General features: G+C 65.8%; 18 protein-coding genes and 1 tRNA gene. 8 read left to right on the plus strand and 11 right to left on the minus strand.

Features of this window, described 5'->3' with window-relative positions; genetic code table 11:
- Positions 1 to 19: 19 nt before the first annotated feature.
- A tRNA-Thr gene (locus tag ACTOWJ_RS17475) sits at positions 20 to 95 on the plus strand.
- 755 nt (positions 96 to 850) lie between these two features.
- Here ACTOWJ_RS17475 and ACTOWJ_RS17480 read toward each other — a convergent pair.
- Positions 851 to 3,391 (minus strand): autotransporter family protein, encoded by a 2,541-nt coding sequence (locus ACTOWJ_RS17480; RefSeq protein ID WP_441335896.1) that lies wholly within the window; start codon positions 3,389 to 3,391, stop codon positions 851 to 853.
- Between ACTOWJ_RS17480 and ACTOWJ_RS17485 the strand changes: the two genes are divergently transcribed.
- The 4 genes from ACTOWJ_RS17485 (at position 3,384) to ACTOWJ_RS17500 (ending at position 7,572) form a co-directional block, all read left to right on the plus strand.
- A complete protein-coding gene (locus ACTOWJ_RS17485; RefSeq protein WP_441335897.1) occupies positions 3,384 to 3,518 on the plus strand; it encodes a hypothetical protein in 135 nt (44 codons plus the stop codon). The genes ACTOWJ_RS17480 and ACTOWJ_RS17485 overlap by 8 nt on opposite strands.
- 1,254 nt (positions 3,519 to 4,772) lie before the next feature.
- Positions 4,773 to 5,060, plus strand: a complete 288-nt coding sequence (locus tag ACTOWJ_RS17490; RefSeq protein WP_441335898.1) for a hypothetical protein — start codon at positions 4,773 to 4,775, stop codon at positions 5,058 to 5,060.
- 425 nt (positions 5,061 to 5,485) lie between these two features.
- Positions 5,486 to 6,898, plus strand: a complete 1,413-nt coding sequence (gene radA, locus ACTOWJ_RS17495; protein ID WP_441336100.1) for a DNA repair protein RadA — start codon at positions 5,486 to 5,488, stop codon at positions 6,896 to 6,898.
- Positions 6,895 to 7,572 carry a hypothetical protein gene (locus ACTOWJ_RS17500; RefSeq protein WP_441335899.1) on the plus strand — a complete coding sequence of 226 codons (678 nt, stop codon included), beginning with the start codon at positions 6,895 to 6,897 and terminating at the stop codon, positions 7,570 to 7,572. The genes radA and ACTOWJ_RS17500 overlap by 4 nt, the downstream gene beginning before the upstream one ends.
- Before the next feature lie 195 nt (positions 7,573 to 7,767).
- Here ACTOWJ_RS17500 and ACTOWJ_RS17505 read toward each other — a convergent pair whose 3' ends face one another.
- From ACTOWJ_RS17505 to ACTOWJ_RS17530, 6 genes are all read right to left on the minus strand, one after another.
- A complete protein-coding gene (locus tag ACTOWJ_RS17505; protein ID WP_441335900.1) occupies positions 7,768 to 8,190 on the minus strand; it encodes a glutaredoxin family protein in 423 nt (140 codons plus the stop codon).
- Positions 8,191 to 8,262: 72 nt separating this feature from the next.
- Complete coding sequence (locus ACTOWJ_RS17510) at positions 8,263 to 8,478, minus strand: hypothetical protein (RefSeq protein WP_441335901.1); 216 nt, start codon at positions 8,476 to 8,478, stop codon at positions 8,263 to 8,265.
- A gap of 244 nt (positions 8,479 to 8,722) precedes the next feature.
- Complete coding sequence (locus ACTOWJ_RS17515) at positions 8,723 to 8,938, minus strand: hypothetical protein (RefSeq protein WP_441335902.1); 216 nt, start codon at positions 8,936 to 8,938, stop codon at positions 8,723 to 8,725.
- 234 nt (positions 8,939 to 9,172) lie between these two features.
- Complete coding sequence (locus ACTOWJ_RS17520; protein WP_441335903.1) at positions 9,173 to 9,388, minus strand: hypothetical protein; 216 nt, start codon at positions 9,386 to 9,388, stop codon at positions 9,173 to 9,175.
- A gap of 148 nt (positions 9,389 to 9,536) precedes the next feature.
- Complete coding sequence (locus tag ACTOWJ_RS17525) at positions 9,537 to 9,674, minus strand: hypothetical protein (RefSeq protein WP_441335904.1); 138 nt, start codon at positions 9,672 to 9,674, stop codon at positions 9,537 to 9,539.
- A 70-nt stretch (positions 9,675 to 9,744) separates the two neighbouring features.
- Positions 9,745 to 9,957, minus strand: coding sequence for a hypothetical protein (locus ACTOWJ_RS17530; protein WP_441335905.1), 213 nt, complete (start codon positions 9,955 to 9,957; stop codon positions 9,745 to 9,747).
- Between the two features lie 349 nt (positions 9,958 to 10,306).
- On the opposite strand from ACTOWJ_RS17530, the gene ACTOWJ_RS17535 reads away from it, so the two are divergent.
- The 3 genes from ACTOWJ_RS17535 (at position 10,307) to ACTOWJ_RS17545 (ending at position 14,147) form a co-directional block, all read left to right on the plus strand.
- Positions 10,307 to 12,043 (plus strand): hydrogenase maturation protein, encoded by a 1,737-nt coding sequence (locus ACTOWJ_RS17535; protein WP_441335906.1) that lies wholly within the window; start codon positions 10,307 to 10,309, stop codon positions 12,041 to 12,043.
- Between the two features lie 327 nt (positions 12,044 to 12,370).
- A complete protein-coding gene (locus ACTOWJ_RS17540; RefSeq protein ID WP_441335907.1) occupies positions 12,371 to 12,964 on the plus strand; it encodes a TetR/AcrR family transcriptional regulator in 594 nt (197 codons plus the stop codon).
- 148 nt (positions 12,965 to 13,112) lie between these two features.
- Positions 13,113 to 14,147, plus strand: coding sequence for an NADP-dependent oxidoreductase (locus ACTOWJ_RS17545; protein WP_441335908.1), 1,035 nt, complete (start codon positions 13,113 to 13,115; stop codon positions 14,145 to 14,147).
- A gap of 75 nt (positions 14,148 to 14,222) precedes the next feature.
- Here ACTOWJ_RS17545 and ACTOWJ_RS17550 read toward each other — a convergent pair whose 3' ends face one another.
- From ACTOWJ_RS17550 to ACTOWJ_RS17565, 4 genes are all read right to left on the minus strand, one after another.
- Positions 14,223 to 15,806, minus strand: coding sequence for a DHA2 family efflux MFS transporter permease subunit (locus ACTOWJ_RS17550; protein ID WP_441335909.1), 1,584 nt, complete (start codon positions 15,804 to 15,806; stop codon positions 14,223 to 14,225).
- Positions 15,807 to 16,237: 431 nt separating this feature from the next.
- Positions 16,238 to 17,431 (minus strand): efflux RND transporter periplasmic adaptor subunit, encoded by a 1,194-nt coding sequence (locus tag ACTOWJ_RS17555; RefSeq protein ID WP_441335910.1) that lies wholly within the window; start codon positions 17,429 to 17,431, stop codon positions 16,238 to 16,240.
- The gene (locus ACTOWJ_RS17560; RefSeq protein ID WP_441335911.1) at positions 17,428 to 18,942 is read right to left on the minus strand and encodes an efflux transporter outer membrane subunit; all 1,515 of its coding nucleotides are present in this window, start codon (positions 18,940 to 18,942) and stop codon (positions 17,428 to 17,430) included. The genes ACTOWJ_RS17555 and ACTOWJ_RS17560 overlap by 4 nt, the downstream gene beginning before the upstream one ends.
- Positions 18,943 to 18,945: 3 nt before the next feature.
- On the minus strand, positions 18,946 to 19,404 hold the full coding sequence (locus ACTOWJ_RS17565; RefSeq protein ID WP_441335912.1) for a MarR family winged helix-turn-helix transcriptional regulator: 459 nt from the start codon (positions 19,402 to 19,404) through the stop codon (positions 18,946 to 18,948).
- Positions 19,405 to 19,576 lie beyond the last annotated feature (172 nt).

The following is a 19,576-nucleotide window of genomic DNA, read 5'->3' on the forward strand; positions in this document are numbered from 1 at the left end:
CTTAGAATTGCCGTCCTTCGCCGGAATAGCTCAGTTGGTAGAGCGGCGCATTCGTAATGCGTAGGTCGTAGGTTCGATTCCTATTTCCGGCACCAAGTACCCCCGAGAAGAACCCAACCGCCCGGCCCCCGATCCAACGGCCGGCAACTTCCCGGAGAGAAAAGCCTCGCCAACGCGGGGCTTTTTCTTTACTGCGAGAAGAACCCAACCGCCCGGCCACCGATCCAACGGCCGGTAACTTCCCGGAGAGAAGAGCCTCGCCAACGCGGGGCTTTTTCTTTACTGCGAGAAGAACCCAACCGCCCGGCCACCGATCCAACGGCCGGTAACTTCCCGGAGAGAAAAGCCTCGCCAACGCGGGGCTTTTTCTTTACTGCGAGAAGCTCAACCGCCCGGCCACCGATCCAACGGCCGGCAACTTCCCGGAAAGAAAAGCCTCGCCAACGCGGGGCTTTTTCTTTACTGCGAGAAGAACCCAACCGCCCGGCCACCGATCCAACGGCCGGCAACTTCCCGGAAAGAAAAGCCCCGTCATCAGCGGGGCTTTTTCTTTACTGCGAGAGGCCCAACCGCCCGGCAAAAAAGGCCCCGCGTGCGCGGGGCCTTGTGCTGGTTACATGCGTTCGGCGGCGGGCGAACGGCGAGGCGGCGAACAGCGGCGCGAGTCGATCGCCGCCGTCGATCATGTCCGCGCGACGAACCGCGCGGACATTAGACAAACGCCGCCACTCAGGGCGTCGGATCCAATTGCACTTGTGCATCCACCGTAACGCCGTTGCGAGCGGACACGCGCAAGGTGCAATAAAAAAATCACCCCGGTTGCCCGGGGTGATTTTTGGCATTGCTGGAATCACCAGCGAAAATTGACGCCCAACTGCGCGCCGCTGTCGCGGTAGTCGTTGCGGCCTTGGCGCAGATCCACCTGGCCCCAGCCGCCCCAGCCGCCGCCGAACTGCGCCTGCACGCCCAGCTTGGCTTCATACAGGTCTTCCGGCAGTTCCAACTGGACCTTGCTGCCGTCGAACGACATGGTGTTGCGGTCGTCGTTGTGCCACCAGTTCAAGGTAAGGAACGGCTGCATGCGGCTGCTGGCGGCGCTGTCGGTATGCGCGTAGAAGCGCAGGCCGACGCGGCTGGTGAGGCCGCCGGCGCTGGTGTCGTCGATGCGGGTGCCGTTGACTTCGCTGTGGGTGTCCGACGAGTAGTCGGTGTGGATCACCTGCATCTGCGGTTCCAGGTACATGATGAAGCCGCCGTTGGGATTGAGCACGAAGGCGTAACCGGCTTCCAACGATGCGCTCCAGGCCTCGGACTTGTACTTTTCCTCGTCGAGTAGATCGCCGCGCACGCTGTGGTCGTAACGGCCGTACTGCAATGCGCCGTCGACGTACAGGCCGGCCGAATCGGTGGCGTTGGAGAACCAGGTGCCGTACACGCCGAGGTTGTAGCCCTCGACCTTGCCCTTGGCGTGGTAGCCGATGATCTCCGAATCGACCTTGGTCTCGGCGCGGCCGACGCCGCCCATCAGGCCCACGTGGAAGCGGCTGTCGTCGTGCCAGATGCCGACATCGCTACCGATCTGGACCACTTGGGTGTCGGTGGACGTCTCAAGCTGTTCCAGGCCGGCATGGCCGTCGATCTTGCGACCGACCACGCGCGCCCAGGTGGAGAAGTCGCGGTCGCCGAGATCGGAGAACGTGGTTTCGCTGCTGCGGTCCTGCAAGGAATGCTGGAACATCGTCACCGCGGCCGCCTGATTGGCCAGGTAGGCGCCGGTTTCCGGGCGGTAGATCATGCCGGGCGGGGTGGGGCGGGGGCCGGTGGGGTTGCCAGGATTACCTGGGTTGCCGGGGTTGCCGGGGTTGCCGGGGTTTCCGGGGTTACCAGGATTGCCGGGGTTGCCCGGGTTTCCGGGGTTGCCGGGGTTGCCAGGATTACCGGGGTTGCCAGGATTGCCCGGGTTTCCGGGGTTGCCAGGATTTCCGGGATTACCCGGGTTGCCAGGATTACCCGGATTCCCAGGATTCCCAGGATTCCCAGGATTCCCAGGACTGCCCGGGTTGCCCGGGTTGCCGGGATTAGTCGGATCCAACTGCGAGCGCAGGTACCAATCGCCGTCGTTCGGATCGGGGACGCCGCCCTTTTGCAGCAGATATTCGTAGGCGCCGGCCACCGCGCGTCCACTCAGGGCGAAGTTGCCGTCGGACGTGCCGTCGACCTGCACCACCTGGATGCCATTGGTGGTCGCCGCGCCGGCGCCGCCGAGGTTGTTGACCGTCATCAGGGTGGAACCGCTGGTGTCGCCCTTGACGATCAGCTTGTCGGCTCCCGAGCTGTCGTCGCCGAGCGCTGCGTTGATCGCCAGGGTGCCGCCGTCGCCGCTGTAGTCGCCGGTCACGGTAAGGGTCTTGAACCCTGGGGTCGATTCGAAAGCGACGACGCTGCTGCCGCTGCCGCCGCCCAGAGTCAGGCCGGATACTTGCGAATTGGCAGTCACGTTCCAGCGACCGCCGTCGGAGACGAACACTTCACGTACTGCGTCCGAGGACGCGCCTTGCCACATCGCGCCGTTGCGCACGGTCACGTCGACGTTGCTCTGGAGGATGCCGTCGCCGTTGGTGTCTGGCGAGCCTTCCGAGTCATCGAATCGGATATCGCCGTAAGCCGTGGCGTTGGTGTCGAGTGTCAACAGATTAGCGCCGTGCTCGTTGCGCACCGACATCAGCCGGCCGTTGCCGGCCGAAATCGAGGCGTTGTTCGACAGCGAAATGGTCGACAGCGGGACGATGTTCGGATCGATGGGGCCGGCGTTGTGGGAAATGACGATCGCGTCGCCACCGGTGGTCTTCAAGTAACCGCGGTTCAGGATCAGATCGCCGTCGTGCAGATAGGCGCCACCGAGCCTGGCGTCGCCATTCGCATCGATCTTGGTATCGTTCAGCGTCATCTTGCCGGGCTTCGAATTGGCCCGGTCTCCGATCACCTCCACGGCATAACCTTCATCGACCGAGATCACCATCGACCCTACATCGACAGTAACCTCGCCGCCTTCAGCTTCGTAACCGATGAGCGAGGTGCCCGAAGCCGTGATCGTGGGATCGTTGATGGTCAGCTTGCCGCCGTTATCCGCACTGAAAAGGGCAGCACGATCAGTGTCGTTTGAAACGTAATTGAAGCGGACAGTGTGGGTCTCGATGAAACCACCTGCGGTCGCGTAGATTCTGCCGTTATTAACGAAGGCGGTGTGACCGGCGTCGTCGGTACCGTTGAGGCTCACTTCCGCGCCAACCCCATTGGCGGTGACGTTACCGTTGATTGTGGAGTCATTGAGCAGGGTCTTAGAGACTCCATCGACGTACAGATTTCCATTCAGCGTCGAGTTGGTGAACATCGCCGTGCTTGAGGAAATGTACGCGGCTCTGCTGGGTGGGATTGTCGCGGTTCCGTTTTGGGCGGTGAAAGTACTGTTGTTGAAAGTATTTATCGCGCTGCTGCTGTTGCGGACATACAACGCGTGAGATCCGGCGCCGTCGGCGCGGACCGTTGCGCTGTTAGTCGTAATGACGCGACCATCGGCGACGATGCCGTTGCTCCCGGCGCCTTGAGTTTCGATATTGACGTTGTCCGCCGTGATGTCGCTGCCACGGGCGAAGATGCCGTGCGACCCAACGCCAGTAGTGAGGACCGTGAAGTTGTTGACCGAGATGGGACCACCGTCGGCGAAGATGGCGTGCGCACCCAGTCCGCTGGTTCGTACGGCGATCTGTGCGGCATTTGCAGGACGGGTGATGGAGCCACTGAAGGTAGTCCACAGCGCATGCTCTGCATCGACGGTGGTGACATATTCGGTGTCGGTCAGATTGATGACCCCGAGACTCGCATGCTGCTGCCCACTTACCGCACCAGCCACGCAAGGCGCGAGCAGGGCGCTGGCCAGGGCCGAAGCCAACACGCATTTCCTGAGCGAAACATTACGAGGCATTGCGGTACCACTCCTTTGAGTTGGCGTCCAAACGCTGGAACGACTTAAAAAACTACCCACGCGAGCGCGCACGATTCGGCGCGCGCTGCGACGTGGTGTGAATGAATGTGTTGGGTCCGCGGACGTCGAAGGTCCGTGGGCGGACAGGCGGTATGAGCGGGCGGCCCTCACTGGCCTGGATACAGCTTCCTTGCGTACGTCGTCCTCCGTGTGGCTTTTCCCTGGCCGCAGCCCCCTGCGGCGCTGCTTTTATACTGGTAAAACAGGGCCTCGAGCAAGATAAAAGCCTTTTTTTGCTTGAGTTAACCGCTTTTAGGTACACGCGGAAGGCGTGGGAAACAGGCCAGTGACGGGCCTCGGGGGGCCGCCGGGCGGTTCTGCAGGCGGGTCTGGGGCCAGTGTGTCGTCAATGCGGCCGGTCGCCTTGGCTGCCCGGGACCGGCGCGGCCTCCGATCTTTCCGCAGACGAGTCCGCAGGTTCCGTCATTGGGCCGGGTGATAGCCATCACGCTTTTGGGGCGAAAATCCGATGGTCCCTGGCCTCCATGCCATGGGGCAGGGGCGCACCGCACGCACCATAGGCTGGCCCAGCGATGGTCGCAAGCGATGCGACCGCGCTCGAGCAAACTGTGCCTAAGCGGTCGCTTGTCATCGGCGTGCATAGAAAGTGAACCCAAACTGCTACGCCACTTCGGTTTCACCAATTGACCATTCCTTCTTCACTCTTTTTTATCGGACGGATCGACACCATGCGCCGGCTTATGGATCAACAGTAAAGGCACTGACGAAAATGCGCGTAGACGTATTCGTGGTAGGCGACGAGGAAGGCTATGTGGTCGCCCCGTCCGACAGTTGGCTTCCCCTGGACGAAATGAAGGCGCTCGGCGCGCTGCGCTTCGGCTGGACCATCGACACCGCGATGGCGATGCCGAAGCTGGACTGGCATGCGATCGTCAACGACATCGATGCGCGCGGCTACAGCATCGTTGCCGCCAACGATGTCGGCGGTCTGCTCGCGCGGCCGCAGCAGAGTCTGTACGCGATCTATCCCGAGCAGCATCGGCCGATGGCGGCGTGAGGCCGGGGCTCGCGCCGTTCATGCGGTCGTCGGCTGCGTAAGGTCGGGTAGCGGCGATGCGCGTTTCAGTTATGAGTCAGGTCGCGAGCCACATTGGCGACGGACGCCGGATGTCGCGGTCGCGGCTTGCGCCGCTCCTACATCGAGGCGTCCGACATGGCGCTGAAGCTTGAACTCGGCAGCCGCATGAGCCCCCTGTAGGAGCGGCGCAAGCCGCGACCGCGAACCTTGCCGGCGACGCAAGCCGCAACCGCGCGCAGGAAACCGCAGAAAATCCATCCCGCGCGACGCTCGCACATCGGCAAATCCGATCCGGACAAGGGTAAGACTTCGCCGCGCCCGCACCGCGCGTCTCGCACGATGCGACCGCCAGCGGCTACAGTGCGGTTTGATTCCGTTCGCAGCCGCCGCCCACCGTGTCCAATCTGTCCAAGCCATCCAGCAAGTCCGCCGCCAGCAAGGCCCGCACCGCCTACGTATGCTCCGAATGCGGCGCCGACTACAGCAAGTGGCAAGGGCAGTGCGGCGAGTGCGGGGCCTGGAACACGCTCAGCGAGTTCGTGGTCGAGCCGGCCGCCAAGGCCGGCTCGGGCGGAGTGGGTGCCGGCCGTCGCAGCAGTTGGACCGGACGCGTCGATGCGCCGGCGGTGACCGCGCTCAAGGACGTCACCCATAGCGAAGAATCGCGGGTCAGTACCGGCATCGGCGAATTCGACCGGGTGCTCGGCGGCGGCCTGGTGCCTGGCGCGGTGGTGTTGGTCGGCGGCGATCCGGGCATCGGCAAGTCGACCTTGCTGCTGCAGGCGATCACGCGCATGGCCCAGACCTTGCCAGGCCTGTACGTCACCGGCGAAGAATCGCTGTCGCAGGTCGCCGGCCGCGCCTCGCGCCTGGGCCTGCCGCTGGACGGCGTGCATGCGCTCGCCGAGACCGGAGTCGAGCGCATTCTCGAACACGCATCAAAGATGAAACCGGCGCTGATCGTCGCCGACTCGGTGCAGACCCTGTGGACCGAACAACTCGGCGCCGCGCCGGGCTCGGTCAGCCAGGTGCGCGAGAGCGCGGCGCGGCTGGTTCGCTATGCCAAGGAAACCGGCACCGCTGTGTTCCTGGTCGGCCACGTCACCAAGGAAGGCGGCATCGCCGGTCCGCGCGTGCTCGAGCACATGGTCGACGCGGTGCTGTACTTCGAAGGCGAAAGCGGCAGCCGTTTCCGCGTGCTGCGCGCGTTCAAGAACCGCTTCGGCGCGGTCAACGAGCTCGGCGTATTTGCGATGAGCGACAAGGGACTGCGCGAGGTGCCCAATCCTTCCGCGATCTTCCTCTCAGGCAGCCGCAGTCCGCAGCCGGGCAGTTGCGTCATGGTGACCCGCGAAGGCACCCGACCGCTGCTGGTCGAGGTGCAGGCGCTGGTCGATTCCTCGCCCTTGTCCAATCCGCGCCGGGTCGCGGTCGGCATGGAACAGAACCGCCTGGCGATGCTGCTCGCGGTGCTGCACCGTCACGGCGGTATCGCGGTGGGCGACCAGGACGTGTTCGTCAACGTGGTCGGCGGTATCCGCGTGCAGGAAACCGCGGTCGATCTGCCGCTGCTGCTGGCGGTGCTGTCCTCGTTGCGCGATCAACCGCTGGCCGAACAGACCGTGGCGTTCGGCGAGGTCGGCCTGTCGGGCGAAATCCGTCCGGTGCCCAACGGCGAGGATCGTTTGAAAGAAGCGGCGACTCATGGCTTCAAGCGCGCCATCGTGCCCAAGGGCAATGCGCCGCGCGGCGGGCGCATCGGCGAGATGGACGTGATCGCGGTGGAACGTTTGTCCGAGGCTTTGGACGCGGCGTGAGCGCGGAGCCGGACGAGCCGCGCGACGCGGCCGAGGCTTCGACGTCGGCCGGAACCGATGATCGGGCCGGGCGAGCGAACGCGGCATCCGCTTCGGCAGCCACGCAGGGCAAGGCTTATGCCTTAGCGCGCGCAGTCTCCATCGTCCTGCATCCGTTCGCGATATTTCTGCTGCTGACTTTGCTCGGCGTCGACAAACTCGCGCCACGGGCCATGACCCATGCCTTGCTCGGCATCGGCGTGGCGATCGCGGTGACGTGGTTGTTCGTGCTGCAACGCCGGTATTCGGGCCGATGGGGCACGGTGGACGCATCTCACCGCAGCGAACGCCCGTTGTTGTATTGGGTGCTCTTGGCGGTTCTGGCGGTCTGTTGGTGGTGGATGCGCGGGCTTGGCGGATCGCTGTCGGCCGGCATAGTCTCGGTCGCGGCGATGCTGATCGTCGCGGCGGTGCTCAACGCCTGGATCAAATTGTCGTTGCACATGGCCAGTCTGGCCTTCGCCGCGGTGTCGCTGATCGGGCTGTCGTTGCCGTGGGCCTGCGCCGCGGCCGCGTTGCTGCCTGTGCTGGGGTGGGCGCGGTTGCGCATGGCCCGGCACAGCGCCGCGGAAGTGATCGGCGGTACGGTGCTGGGTTTGCTCGCGGGCGCGGTCTTGCGCGCGGTCGTTGGTTAGATCCGCCTTCGGCTGTTGTTATCGGATCGCTTCCTGTAGGAGCGGCGCGAGCCGCGACCGCGAATCCCGGCTGACGACGCATGCCGGGTGTCGCGGTCGCGGCTCGCGCCGCTCCTACGGGGGCGGTGGCGACCACGAAGCGAACTGGGGGCGAACGATTCGAATCGTCCACTCCCGGTTACCGATGCATCGCGCTCAAGCCGCCGGCTTGCCGCCCTTGGCATGGGCATTGATCAACTCGACCAGCTTGGCCTCGTCGAAGCCGCGCATGCTGGTATCGCCGATGTAGATCACCGGAACGCTGTTGATCTTCAGGCCGTCGGCCTCTTTTTTCGCGGCTTCGTCCTTGTCGATCACGCGCTCGACGAACCGCACGTTCTGCTTCTCCAGCAGCGCCTTGGCCTGCTTGCAGAACGGGCAGGTCGACAGGCTGTACATCACCACGTCGCTGCCGGCGTTGGCGTAGATCTGCGAGTAGTCGCCCTGCGCCACCTGCACGCCGCCGCCTTCACCGCCGCCGAGCAGACCGGTGTGGCGAACCAGGTAACCGGCGCCCACGCCCAGGCCCAGGGCCAGCGCGATTACGACGATGGTGGTCAGAATTGACTTGAAGTTCATTCCTTGTCCTCAAGAGTCCGCGGGAGCGGAATGCTCCCGCGGGGGCCTCAGCCTAACTCAGTGCGCGGCGGCTCAGGGAGGCGTGCCGCAGCGGCTCATGCAAGTGCGCAGGCCGCGCTCGCAGATAACTTGCGTGGTACCCGCGGCGATGCACGCGTCGTAGCGCGTTTCGCAGCGTTGCTGGCAGATTTCCCAGGGGTTCTGCGCGAATGCGCTGAGCGAAAGCGCGGTACCGAAACAGAACGCGGCGACCATGGCCAGTCGCGACACCTTGCGCAGGACGATCATGTCCTCTCCTCCTTGTGAAGCCCGTCATTGGGCGCGACAGGTGTAACACCAGGCCGGTGCCAACGCCAACGCGGCGTTGCACGCTCGTGGTGCCGATCACGCGGTGTCTTGAACGGACACGGCTAAACAGGGCGGATGCAACCGGCGGGCCGGCGCGGCGGTTCGAGATTCGCGCTGCGATGCAGCACCGTTCTGCGAGAACCGTGGGGACGCAACGCGTCCCCACGGCCAAGGCGCGTCGCGATCAGGGGATCTGGCAACGGCAACCGATCGCGCACTGGCGGTAGTTGTAACCGCAGGTCGACTGGTTCTCGCCGGAGGCGATGCAGCGGTCGTACCGGGTCTGGCAAGAATCCCAACAGCGCTGGCAGGTGCTGCTGCCGAACGCGCTGAGCGAGAACGCCAACCCAAACACGAACGCGCTCGTCGCGGCCCATCGCATCGATTTAGTTCTCAACATCACTGTTCCTCCTTGTGCCCGTCATTGGGCACGCGCAGTTATAGCGCCGGCGGGGTGTCCGAGCACTGTGCCGAGTGCAGCGGTTGCCGTTGCCGAACATGTGCCGGTGGTGGTGCGATGCAACGCGAGTTCGCAGGCCGCCGACTCAGCGCGGCCGGGTCGCGGGTGATCGAGCCCCCGTGGGTGAAACATTCGGTCTGGCGCAATGCCAGTTTCTCTAGACCGCGGTTGCGATCACGGGGGCGTGCCGCACAGGGCCAAGACGCGCTTGTAGGTGGATAGGCAAGTGGCCGGATTGGTGCCGGCGTTCAGGCACTCGTGGTAGCGGGTCAGGGCACGCTCGGCGCAGACTTCCCACGGATTGGACGCGGCCATCGAACTGAGCGAGAACGCAACGCCGAAGCAGAATGCGGCGATGGCGGCGACCTTGGAACGATTGTTGTTGAACATGACTAGTCATCCTTGTGCCCGTCATTGGGCGGCGACAGATGTAGCATTTACGTAGCTTAAAAGCCAAAGGCCGCGCCTATCGCCAGACGGCGCGCGGAAATTCGCAACATCACTATTCCTCCTTGTGCCTGTCTATGGGCGCCCAGCGTTACGGCACCGGCGCTGCGCAGATCCAGCACGGTGTCGTGACCGGATCGGCGAATCCGCGGCCGGTGGTGCTGCGTTGCGCGTATTCCACCGCTGCGGGGCCGGCGCGCAGCGGGATGCGTCGGGATTTTCGTTGCACTGCGGCAAAACTCTGCGCCGCGGTCGCCGCCCGCGGGAGCCCGGCAGGGCGCTCGCGGGCGGCCCCGGCATCACGGAATCGGACAGCCGCAGATGTTGCCGCAGGCATTGAAGATCGCCTGGCATTCGCTGGCCGGGTGGCCTTCCGCGCGGCAGGCGCGGCGTTCGGCGAAGCAGCCGTCCCAGCAGCTCGCGCAGTTGTTGGCGAACGCGCTGAGCGAGAACGCCACACCGAAACAGAAGGCGCAGGTGGCGGTGATGCGATTGCGCTTGCTCTTGAACATGGTTCTCTCCTTAGGTACCTGTCGCGGGCGCAGTGCCCGTCCCGGGCGTGGCCGCAGCGCGGCCTTGGCGGACGCGGGTGCTGCCGTGCGACGCCTGCGTCCTGAGCGTCGCCTCGAGTTATCGTCCTGCGCTCCAAACGGCACATACCCGATCGGATGTGCTTAACGAATAAAGGCCAAGCCGGCGGTCAGTGAAACCGGCTGCGCGCGCGGCGGATTCACGGAACGGCGATGTCCGTCTAAGAACGGCAATGTCGCTGCGGTGCAGCAAGAATTTGTGATCTGCGAGTGGGTTTTATGAATACGCGTTGGCACACATTCGACGCTTCGTCGTAACAAGGAGCGTGCGATGTCGTTGCGGATCGTGTTCCTGTGCACCGCGTACAACGGATTGGCGCAGCGCGCCTGGACCGAGTTGACCGACCTGGGCCACCAGGTCGTCGTACAGGTCGCGACCGATCCCGACACCATGCGCGCGGTGGTCGCGCGCGCGCGGCCGCAGCTGATCGTCGCGCCGATGCTCAAGTCGGCGATTCCGGACGATATCTGGACCCGCTACACCTGTTTGATCGTGCATCCGGGCATCCCCGGCGACCGTGGTCCGTCCTCGTTGGATTGGGCGCTGCTGGAAGGCGAACACGACTGGGGCGTCACCGTGCTGCAGGCCGCCGCCGAGATGGACGCGGGCGATATCTGGGCCAGCGCCGGTTTCGCCATGCGCGGCGTGTCCAAGAGTCAGCTCTACCGGCATGAGGTCACCGACGCGGCGATGCGCGCGCTGCTGCAGGCGGTGGAGCGTTTCGAGGCCGGCGACCACCGTCCGCAACCGCTGGACTACGCCTCGCCCGAGGTGCGCGGGCGCCTGCGTCCGAGCATGCGCGCGAGCGATCGCGCCCTGGATTGGGAGATGGACAACGCCGCGCTGCTGGCGCGTATCCGCAGCGGCGACAGTTTTCCCGGCGCGCGCGGCGAGATCGCCGGCCTGCGCTGCCATGTGTTCGGCGCGCATGTGGAGCCTTCGCTGCGCGGGCGTCCCGGCGAACTGCTGGGGCGGCGCGAAGGCGCGGTTTGCCTGGGCACCGGCGACGGCGCCTTGTGGCTGAGCCATCTGCGCGAGAAGGACGGAATCAAACTGCCGGCGACCCTGGTGCTCGGCGAGAAACGCCTGCAAGGCGTGGCGCAACGGCCGCTGCGGCCGGCGACCTCGGTGGCCGGGCGGCGCGATCACGCTTACCGGCAGATCCGTTACCGCGAAGTCGGCGCGGTCGGCTATCTGCATTTCGATTTCTACAACGGCGCGATGTCGACCGGGCAATGCGATCGCCTGCGCACCGCGTTCCTGCAGGCGCGGCAGCGGCCGACGCGGACGATCGTGCTGATGGGCGGCAGCGACATCTGGTCCAACGGCATCCACCTCAACACCATCCACGCCGCGGCCGATCCGGCGCTGGAGTCGTGGCGCAACATCCTGGCGATGAACGCGCTGGTGCGCGAAATCGTGCTGACCGATTCGCATGTGGTGATTTCGGCGATGCAGGGCAACTCCGGCGCGGGCGGCGCGATTCTGGCGCTGGCCGCCGATCAGGTCTGGGCGCGGCGCGGCGTGGTGATGAATCCGCACTACAAGGCCATGGGCGGCCTGTACGGTTCGGAATACTGGACCTATCTGTTGCCGCGGCGGGTCGGCGAAACCCTGGCCCAGGAACTCACCGAAGGCCTGCGCCCGATCGGCGCGACCGGCGCCGAGCGGATCGGCCTGATCGACGCCGCGTTCGGCGCCAGCGCGGCCGATTTCGTCGCCCATGTCGAACAACGCGCCGAGCGCGCCGCCGACCCGGCAAGCGTGCGCAAGGCCCTGGCCGCCAAGCGTCGCCGCCGCGCCGCCGATGAGCGACGCAAACCGCTGGAAAGCTACGGCGCCGAGGAGTTGGCGCATATGTACTGCAATTTCTTCGGCGCCGATCGCAGCTATCACGAAGCGCGCCGGCGGTTCGTGCTCAAGTGCGCCGCCGCGACGTGCGATGCCGCGCCGGCGGAAAACGAAACCGCGGCACGGGGCAGGGCGGGCGTGCGAATCACGGCTTGAGGTTTCGTTGGATGCCGCCCGCCTCGGCGCTCGCAGCCGTTGTCGATTCGCGGTCGCGGCTCGCGCCGCTCCTACAGTCGGCAGGCACGGCATCGTCGCGCCCGCGGCAGTCTTGCACCCGCCCTTTGTAGGAGCGGCGCAAGCCGCGACCGCGTCAATCCAACGGTGACGCAGCTTTCGTATTGCTTGCGGATTCGCAGTCGCAGCTTGCGCAGCTCCTACCGTCGGCAGTCGTGTCTTCGACGCGGCGGGCAGGGACCCGCCCGGGTTCGCACCAGACTTGTCGGTGGCTAGACGACCGGTCTAATCGGGGCGTAGAGTAATCCCATGAATCCCGCCAGCGCCCCCAGCGACGTCCGCCAGCACATCCTCGAGATCGCCCATCCGTTGTTGTTGCGCAAGGGTTTCACCGCGGTCGGTCTGGCCGAAGTGTTGGCCGCGGCGCAGGTGCCGAAGGGCTCGTTCTATCACTACTTCGGCTCCAAGGAGGCTTTCGGCGAGGCCGTGCTGGAGGCGTATTTCGCCGACTACCTGAGCTGCATGGACAGCTTGCTGGCGCAGCCGGGCACGGCCGCGCAGCGCTTGCTCGCTTATTTCCACTTTTGGCTGGACTCGCAAACCGGCGATGAGGCGCAGAGCCGCTGTCTGGTGGTCAAGCTCGGCGCCGAAGTCTGCGATCTGTCCGAGAGCATGCGCGCGGCCTTGTCGCGCGGCACCGGCTGCATTACCGAGCGCTTGGCCCGCTGCATCGACGCGGGCCGCGTGGACGGCTCAGTGGCGGCCGCGACCGAACCTCGGGCCGCCGCGATGTCGCTGTACCAAAGCTGGCTCGGCGCCAGTCTGCTGGCGAAGATCACCCACGACCGCGCGCCCCTGGACAACGTCTTGGCCGGCACCCGCCAGCTGTTGGGATTGCACTGAACTATTGAAACGGGAGGGTTTGCGCGCTCCCGTTTTTCTTTGCCCTTCGAACTAGACGACCGGTCTAATCGAGTTTCGCGCTTTCCTCGCTGCCTGCCGCATCGGCGCGCAGCGCCCATCGAACGTTTTCCCTGCCCGGAGTACTTCCATGCCGCAAAGCGACACCGTCAACCGCCGCATTCTCCTCGCCGCCCATCCTCACGGCCTGCCCACGCCGCAGGACTTCCGCCTCGATCAGGCGACCGTGCCAGAACCGGCCGAAGGCCAGGTGCTGTTGCGCACCGTGTACCTCTCGCTGGATCCGTACATGCGCAACCTGATGGACGAAGTCGGGCCGGTCTATGCGCCGGCGGTACCGCTGGGCGAGCCGATGGCCGGCGGCACCGTCAGCCGCGTGGTCGCTTCGAAGCATCCGCAGTTCCAGGTCGGTGAACTGGTGCTCGGCGGTGCGGGTTGGCAGGACTACACCGTGTCCGACGGCAGCGGCCTGACCGCGCTCGGCGACACGGCGCAACCTTCCTTGGCGCTGGGCGGCCTGGGCATGCCCGGTTTCACCGCCTATGTCGGTCTGCTCGATATCGGCCAGCCGCAGGCCGGCGAAACCGTGGTGGTGGCCGCGGCCACCGGCGCGGTCGGCGCGGTGGTCGGGCAGTTGGCCAAGCTCAAGGGCGCGCGCGTGGTCGGCATCGTCGGCGGCGCCGACAAGGCCCGCTACGCGGTCGGCGAACTCGGCTTCGACGTGTGTCTGGACCGCAACGACCCGCAGTTCGCACAGCGCCTGGCCGAAGCCTGCGCCGACGGCATCGACGTCTACTTCGAAAACGTCGGCGGCGCGGTGTTCGATGCGGTCGTGCCGCTGCTCAACATCGGTGCGCGCGTGCCGGTGTGCGGGGTGATCGCGCACTACAACGACAAGGATGCGCCGGCCGGCCCGAACCGCATGCCGCAACTGATGTCGGCGGTGCTGCAAAAGCGCATCCGCGTGCAGGGCTTCATCATCCTCGACCACTACGGCGAGCGCTTCGACACCTTCCGCCGCGAGATGGGCGCTTGGGTCGAGCAAGGAGTGGTGAAACTGCGCGAAGACCTCATCGAGGGCCTGGAGAACACGCCGTCGGCGTTCATCGGCCTGCTGCAGGGGCGCAACTTCGGCAAGCTCGTGGTGCGCGTGGCCGAGGACTGAGCGCATCGGCGCAGCGGATAAAAAACAGGCTGGGATCTCTCCCGGCCTGTTCGCATCGGTTCGATGCCGCCTCGCTCAGTGCCCGCCCGCGGCCGCTGCGCCGCCGCCGGCCTTGGCCGTGAACGGCGGTTTGGCGAACCACACGAACACGGTCACCACCAGGAACAAGATGCCGATCAAATGCAGCATCTCGTTGAATCCGATCTGCGCGGCTTGCTGCGAAATCATCTGATTGAGCGCCAGCGCGCCGCGGGTGGCATCGCCGTTGCCGAGCGTGTTGACGGTCTGCTGGATCGCCGGATCGTGGGCGCTGATGTGTTCGGTCAACTGCGCATGGTGGATGGTGCTGCGCTGGCCCCAGGCCCAGGTGGTCAGCGAGGCGGCGAAACTGCCGCCGAGCGTTCGCACGAAGGTCGCCAGTCCTGAGCCCGCGGCGATCTCGTGCGGCTCAAGATCCGACAGCAGGATCGTCAGTACCGGCATGAAGAACAGCGCCACACCCAGGCCTTGCCACAACTGCACCATCGCGACGTGGTTGAAGTCGACGTCCAGGTTGAAGCCCGATCGTATGAAACTGGTGAAAGCCATCACGATGAACGCGGCGCTGGCGACCAGGCGCAGATCGAAGCGCGCCGCGTACAGGCCCACGAACGGCGTCAGCAATACCGGCAGGATGCCGATCGGCGCAGTTGCCAGGCCCGCCCAGATCGAGGTGTAGCCCAGATTGCGTTGCAGCCACAGCGGCACCAGCAGGCTGATCGAGAAGAACGCCGCATAGGCCAGCACCATCGCCGCGGTGCCGGCGGCGAAGTTGCGATGGCGGAACAGACGCAGGTTGACGATCGGATCGCGTTCGGTCAGTTCCCAGATCACGAACACCGCCAGTGCGACCACCGCGACGATGGTCAACACCACGATCTTGGTCGAATTGAACCAGTCTTCGTCGTTGCCCAGGTCGAGCATGATCTGCAGCGCGGCCACGCCGAGCACCAGCATCGCCAGACCCATGTAGTCCATCTTCGGGTTTTCCAGCCGCTCCGGCCGGCCGCGCAACTGGTTACCGACCACCAGGCAGGCGAAGATGCCGATGGGAATGTTGATGAAGAAGATCCATTCCCAGCTATAGTTGTCGGTGATCCAGCCGCCGAGGATCGGGCCGGCGATCGGCGCGACCACGGTGACCATCGCCAACAGCGCGATGGCCTGGCCGCGTTTGTGCGGTGGATAGATCGAGATCAGCAGCGCCTGGGTCACCGGATACATCGGTCCTGCGACGAAGCCCTGCAGGGCGCGTGCAGTTACCAGCAGGCCCATGCTGTTGGCCAGGCCGCACAGGAAGGACGCGATCACGAACAGCATCGTCGCCCACATGAACAATCTGCGTTCGCCGAACTTGCGGGTGAAGAAACCGGTCAGCGGCAACGCGATGGCGTTGCTGACCGCGAACGAGGTGATTACCCACGTCGCCTGGCTGCTGCTGCCGCCGAGGTTGCCGGAAATGGTGGGCAGCGAGACGTTGGCGATGGTGGTGTCGAGCACCTGCATGAACGAGGCGAGGGCGAGGCCCAGCGTCGTCAGTGCCATGTTCGGCGGCCGGAATGCCCCAGGGGCGGCGGGCGCGGCGGGTGCGGCTCCGGCGTTGGCGGTGGTGGCGGACATGGATATGCCTGTCGGTTCGGGTGGGCCGCGCGCGGGCGCGGGACCAAGAGCGGTGATGAAGCCGTCCTATGTCCGCCATTCCGGTCAAGGCCGGAATGGCGGCTTCGGAGCTCGCGCGGCATCGTTGGGGGAGGTCGAGGCAGCGCGCATGGCGCGGCCGCTTCGAAACGATGCCTTGCGAACGACAGACGAAGAACGACGTGGGGGGGCTTCGTCTTTGCTGCGGGGCGAAACTTTTCTTGGAGAACTTGGAGAACTTGCAGTGTTTGCGGGAGCCACTTCAGCTTTTGTGGGAGGGGCTTCAGCCCCGACGCCTTTCGTTCCGACGCAGCGACCTGACAGGAAAGCGTCGGGGCTGAAGCCCCTCCCACAAAAGCCGGAGTGCTCCTGCAAGGCGCTGGCCGGCAAAGCGCAAGCCACAACTGCAGCGATCAGCCGTGCTGCATGCCCGGCAGGTTTTCGCGCACGATCTTCTCGATCACCGCGTCGGCATCGTGCAGTTGCCTGGCGTAGGCGTCGGTGCTCAGCACGCCCTTGGCCGGCGGTGCGCTGGCGAGCACGGCGCCGCTTTGTTCGCGGATGCCGACATCGACGTGCATGCTCAGGCCCAGACGCAGCGGGTGATCGACGAGCTGCTTGGGTTCGATCTCGATGCGTACCGGCACGCGCTGGATGATCTTGATCCAGTTGCCGCTGGCGTTCTGCGCGGGCAGCAGCGAGAACGCGCTGCCGGTGCCCAGGCCGAGGCTGACCAGCTTGCCGCGGTAGCTCACCTCGGAACCGTAGAGATCCGAATGCAGTTCCACCGACTGGCCGATGCGCATCTTGGCGAGCTGGGTTTCCTTGAAGTTGGCTTCCACCCACACCTGATCCAGCGGAATGATCGTCATCAGCGCGGAGCCCGGCTGCACGCGCTGGCCGAGCTGCACGCTGCGCTTGCCGACATAACCGCTGACCGGCGCGACGATGGCCGAACGCTGCAGATTCAGATACGCCTGACGCAGTTGCGCGGCGGCCGCGGCGACCTGCGGCTGCTTGGCGACGGTGGTCGCATCGACCAGCGCGCGGTTGCGCGCCAACGAGCCGCGCGAGGACGACATCGCCGCTTCGGCCGAGGCCAGTTCGTTGCGCGCATGCGCCAGCTCTTCGGCCGAAACCGCGCCGCCGGCCACCAGGCCTTCGCGGCGCTTGACGTCGGCGCGGGCCTTTTGCACCGCGACTTCGCGCGCCGACAGATCGGCTTGGCCGGCATCGACCGCGCTGAACAAGCCGCGCACCTGACGCACGGTGTTGGCCAGATTCGCGGTGGTCTGGTCGTAGGCGACCTGCGCATCGTTGGGATCGAGCTGGACCAGCACTTGCCCGGCGGCGACCTTCATGCCGTCGTCAGCGCCGATGCTGACCACGGTGCCTTGCGTTTGCGGGGTGATGTTGACGACGTTGCCCTGCACGTAGGCATCGTCGGTGTCCTGATGCCAGCGCAACACCAGCAGGTAGTACGCGGTCCAGGCGATCGCGGCGACCACGACCACACTGAGCAGGATCAGCAGCGCTTTGCGGCGATTGCCGTTTTTGGGCGCCGCGGCCGGAGCGACCGCGGCTTGAGGATTGACTTCGGTGGTCATGGCGTGGGGGCCTTGGCGATAACGGTGTTGTTGGACGATGCGTTGGGAACGGTGGCGGCGACTGGGTCGGGCGAGCCGAGTTCGAGTCCGCCGCCGAGCGCGCGATCCAGATCGATCTGCGCCGCGTAACGCTGCGCGCGCAGACCGGCCAGTTGCTGATCGAGCTGCAGCAGCGGACGCTGCGCCGAGAGCACGTCGAGCTGAGTGCCCAGGCCGGCGCGGTAACGGGTGCTGGCGATCTGCCAGGCCTGCTGCGCCGCGTCGCGCGCTTGCTGCGCCGAGACCAGTTGGCCGTCGAGCGAACGCGAGGCCTGCAGCGCGTCGGCGACTTCGCGCAGCGCGCCGATCAGGCTCTGGTTGTAGTCGGCGACGGCGAGGTCGTACTCGGCATCGCTTTGCGCCAACTCGCTGCGCAGGCGGCCGCCGTCGAAGATCGGCATGCTGATCGCCGGGCCGCCTTGCAGCAGCGCGGCATCGCTGGAGAACAGATCCGACAGGTGGCCGGTGGCCAGGCCGACGATCGCGCTGAGGTTCACGGTCGGATAGAAATCGGCCTTGGCCGCCTTGATCCCGTGCGAACTGGCTTCGACCCGCCAACGCGCGGCGACCACGTCGGGACGGTGGCCGAGCAACTCGCTCGGCAGCACCGCCGGCACCGCCGGGGTCTTGGCCGCGAGCAGGGTCGGGCGGGCGATGTCGAGGCCGCGGTCTGGGCCCTTGCCGAGCAGCGCGGCGAGCGCGTTGCGGGTGGCGTCGATCTGCTGCTGCGCCGACTGGATCTGCTGATCGGCGCTGGCGCTGGTGCTCTGCGCGTTGCGGATCTGCAACTGATTGTCCAGACCGGCCTTGACCCGCTGCTGGCCCAAGCCGAGCAGGCGTTCGGAGCGATCCTTCTCGGCCTTGGCCACATCCAGCGCTTCAAACGATTGCGCCAGCGACACGTAGCCGCGGGCGATGTTCGACGACAGGGTCAGGCGCGCGGCCTGGGCTTCGACTTCGGCGGCGCGGGTCTGGCCCAGCGCGGCTTGCCAGCGCGCGCGTTTGCCGCCCCACAGGTCGGGGCTGTACTTGAAGTTCAGCATCAGCACGTCGGCGCCCATGTACTTGCCGCCGAGCGGTTCGGACACCAGCGTTTCGGGCAGTTGCACACCCGAGTACTGAGCGCTGCCGCCGAGGGTGGGCTTGCGCGCGGCGTCGGCGAGGCCGGCCTGGGCGACGGCCTGACGCACGCGTGCGTCGGCGGCGTCCAGGCTCGGCGTGCCGGCCAGCGCTTCGTCGATCAGCGCATCGAGTTGCGCGTCGCCCAGCGCGGTCCACCAGTCGCGTTGAGGGAACGCGGCGGCGGACACGTCGGCCAGGCTGCGCTGCGCCTTGAGGCTGTCGGCGTCGAGCGCGCGGCCGGCCGGCTGCAGGCCGTGGGTGCTGGCGCAACCGGCCAGGATCAGCGCGGCGGCGAGGGGAGTAAGCACGTAAAGCAGCCCGCGGCGCGGGCGAGTGTCGAGACGTGACATGGCTCAGGAACCGGAGAGAGAGAGGTTGTCGCGAACCTGTTCGAGCAAGCGGTACAGCTGTTCGCGGTCGGAATCGCTGAGGCCGGCCATGGCGCGCTCGCGCACGCGCTTGCCGCACTGGTCGATGTCTTCCCAGATCGCCGTACCGGCTTCGGTCAGGTGGATGTTGAGGGCGCGGCGATCATCGGGATCGGCAACGCGCATGACGAACCCACGGCTCTCAAGTTTGTCGAGCAAGCGGGTCATGGCGCCGGGATTGAGCTGCGCCGCGCGCGCCAGTTCGGTGACCCCGGCGGTGCCGACGGCCAACTCTTTAAGCGTGATGAACTGGCTGAAGGTCAGGTCGTGGCCGGCCTGAGCCAGCTCGCGTTCCATCTGGGCCCACATGGCGTCGCGCACCTGGCGGAACAGCAGGCCGAGGTTGGAAGTCGAGCAGGGCTGGGCGGGGTTCGGGGTCGTCATGGCGCGGCATATTGCTCGCCCGCGCAATAGTTGTCAATGCAAATATTGTCCTAGCAAGCGGCCATTCAGCGATGTCGCCAAAGCGTGCACAGAGCCGGCGCTTTTTCGCATATAAGTCATTGAAAATAATGGGAATATAGCTTCGGTGAGCGCGTCCGGACCGGCGTGCCAG

It is taken from the genome of Lysobacter sp. CA199 (assembly GCF_052078715.1).
Classification (GTDB): Bacteria; Pseudomonadota; Gammaproteobacteria; order Xanthomonadales; family Xanthomonadaceae; genus Lysobacter.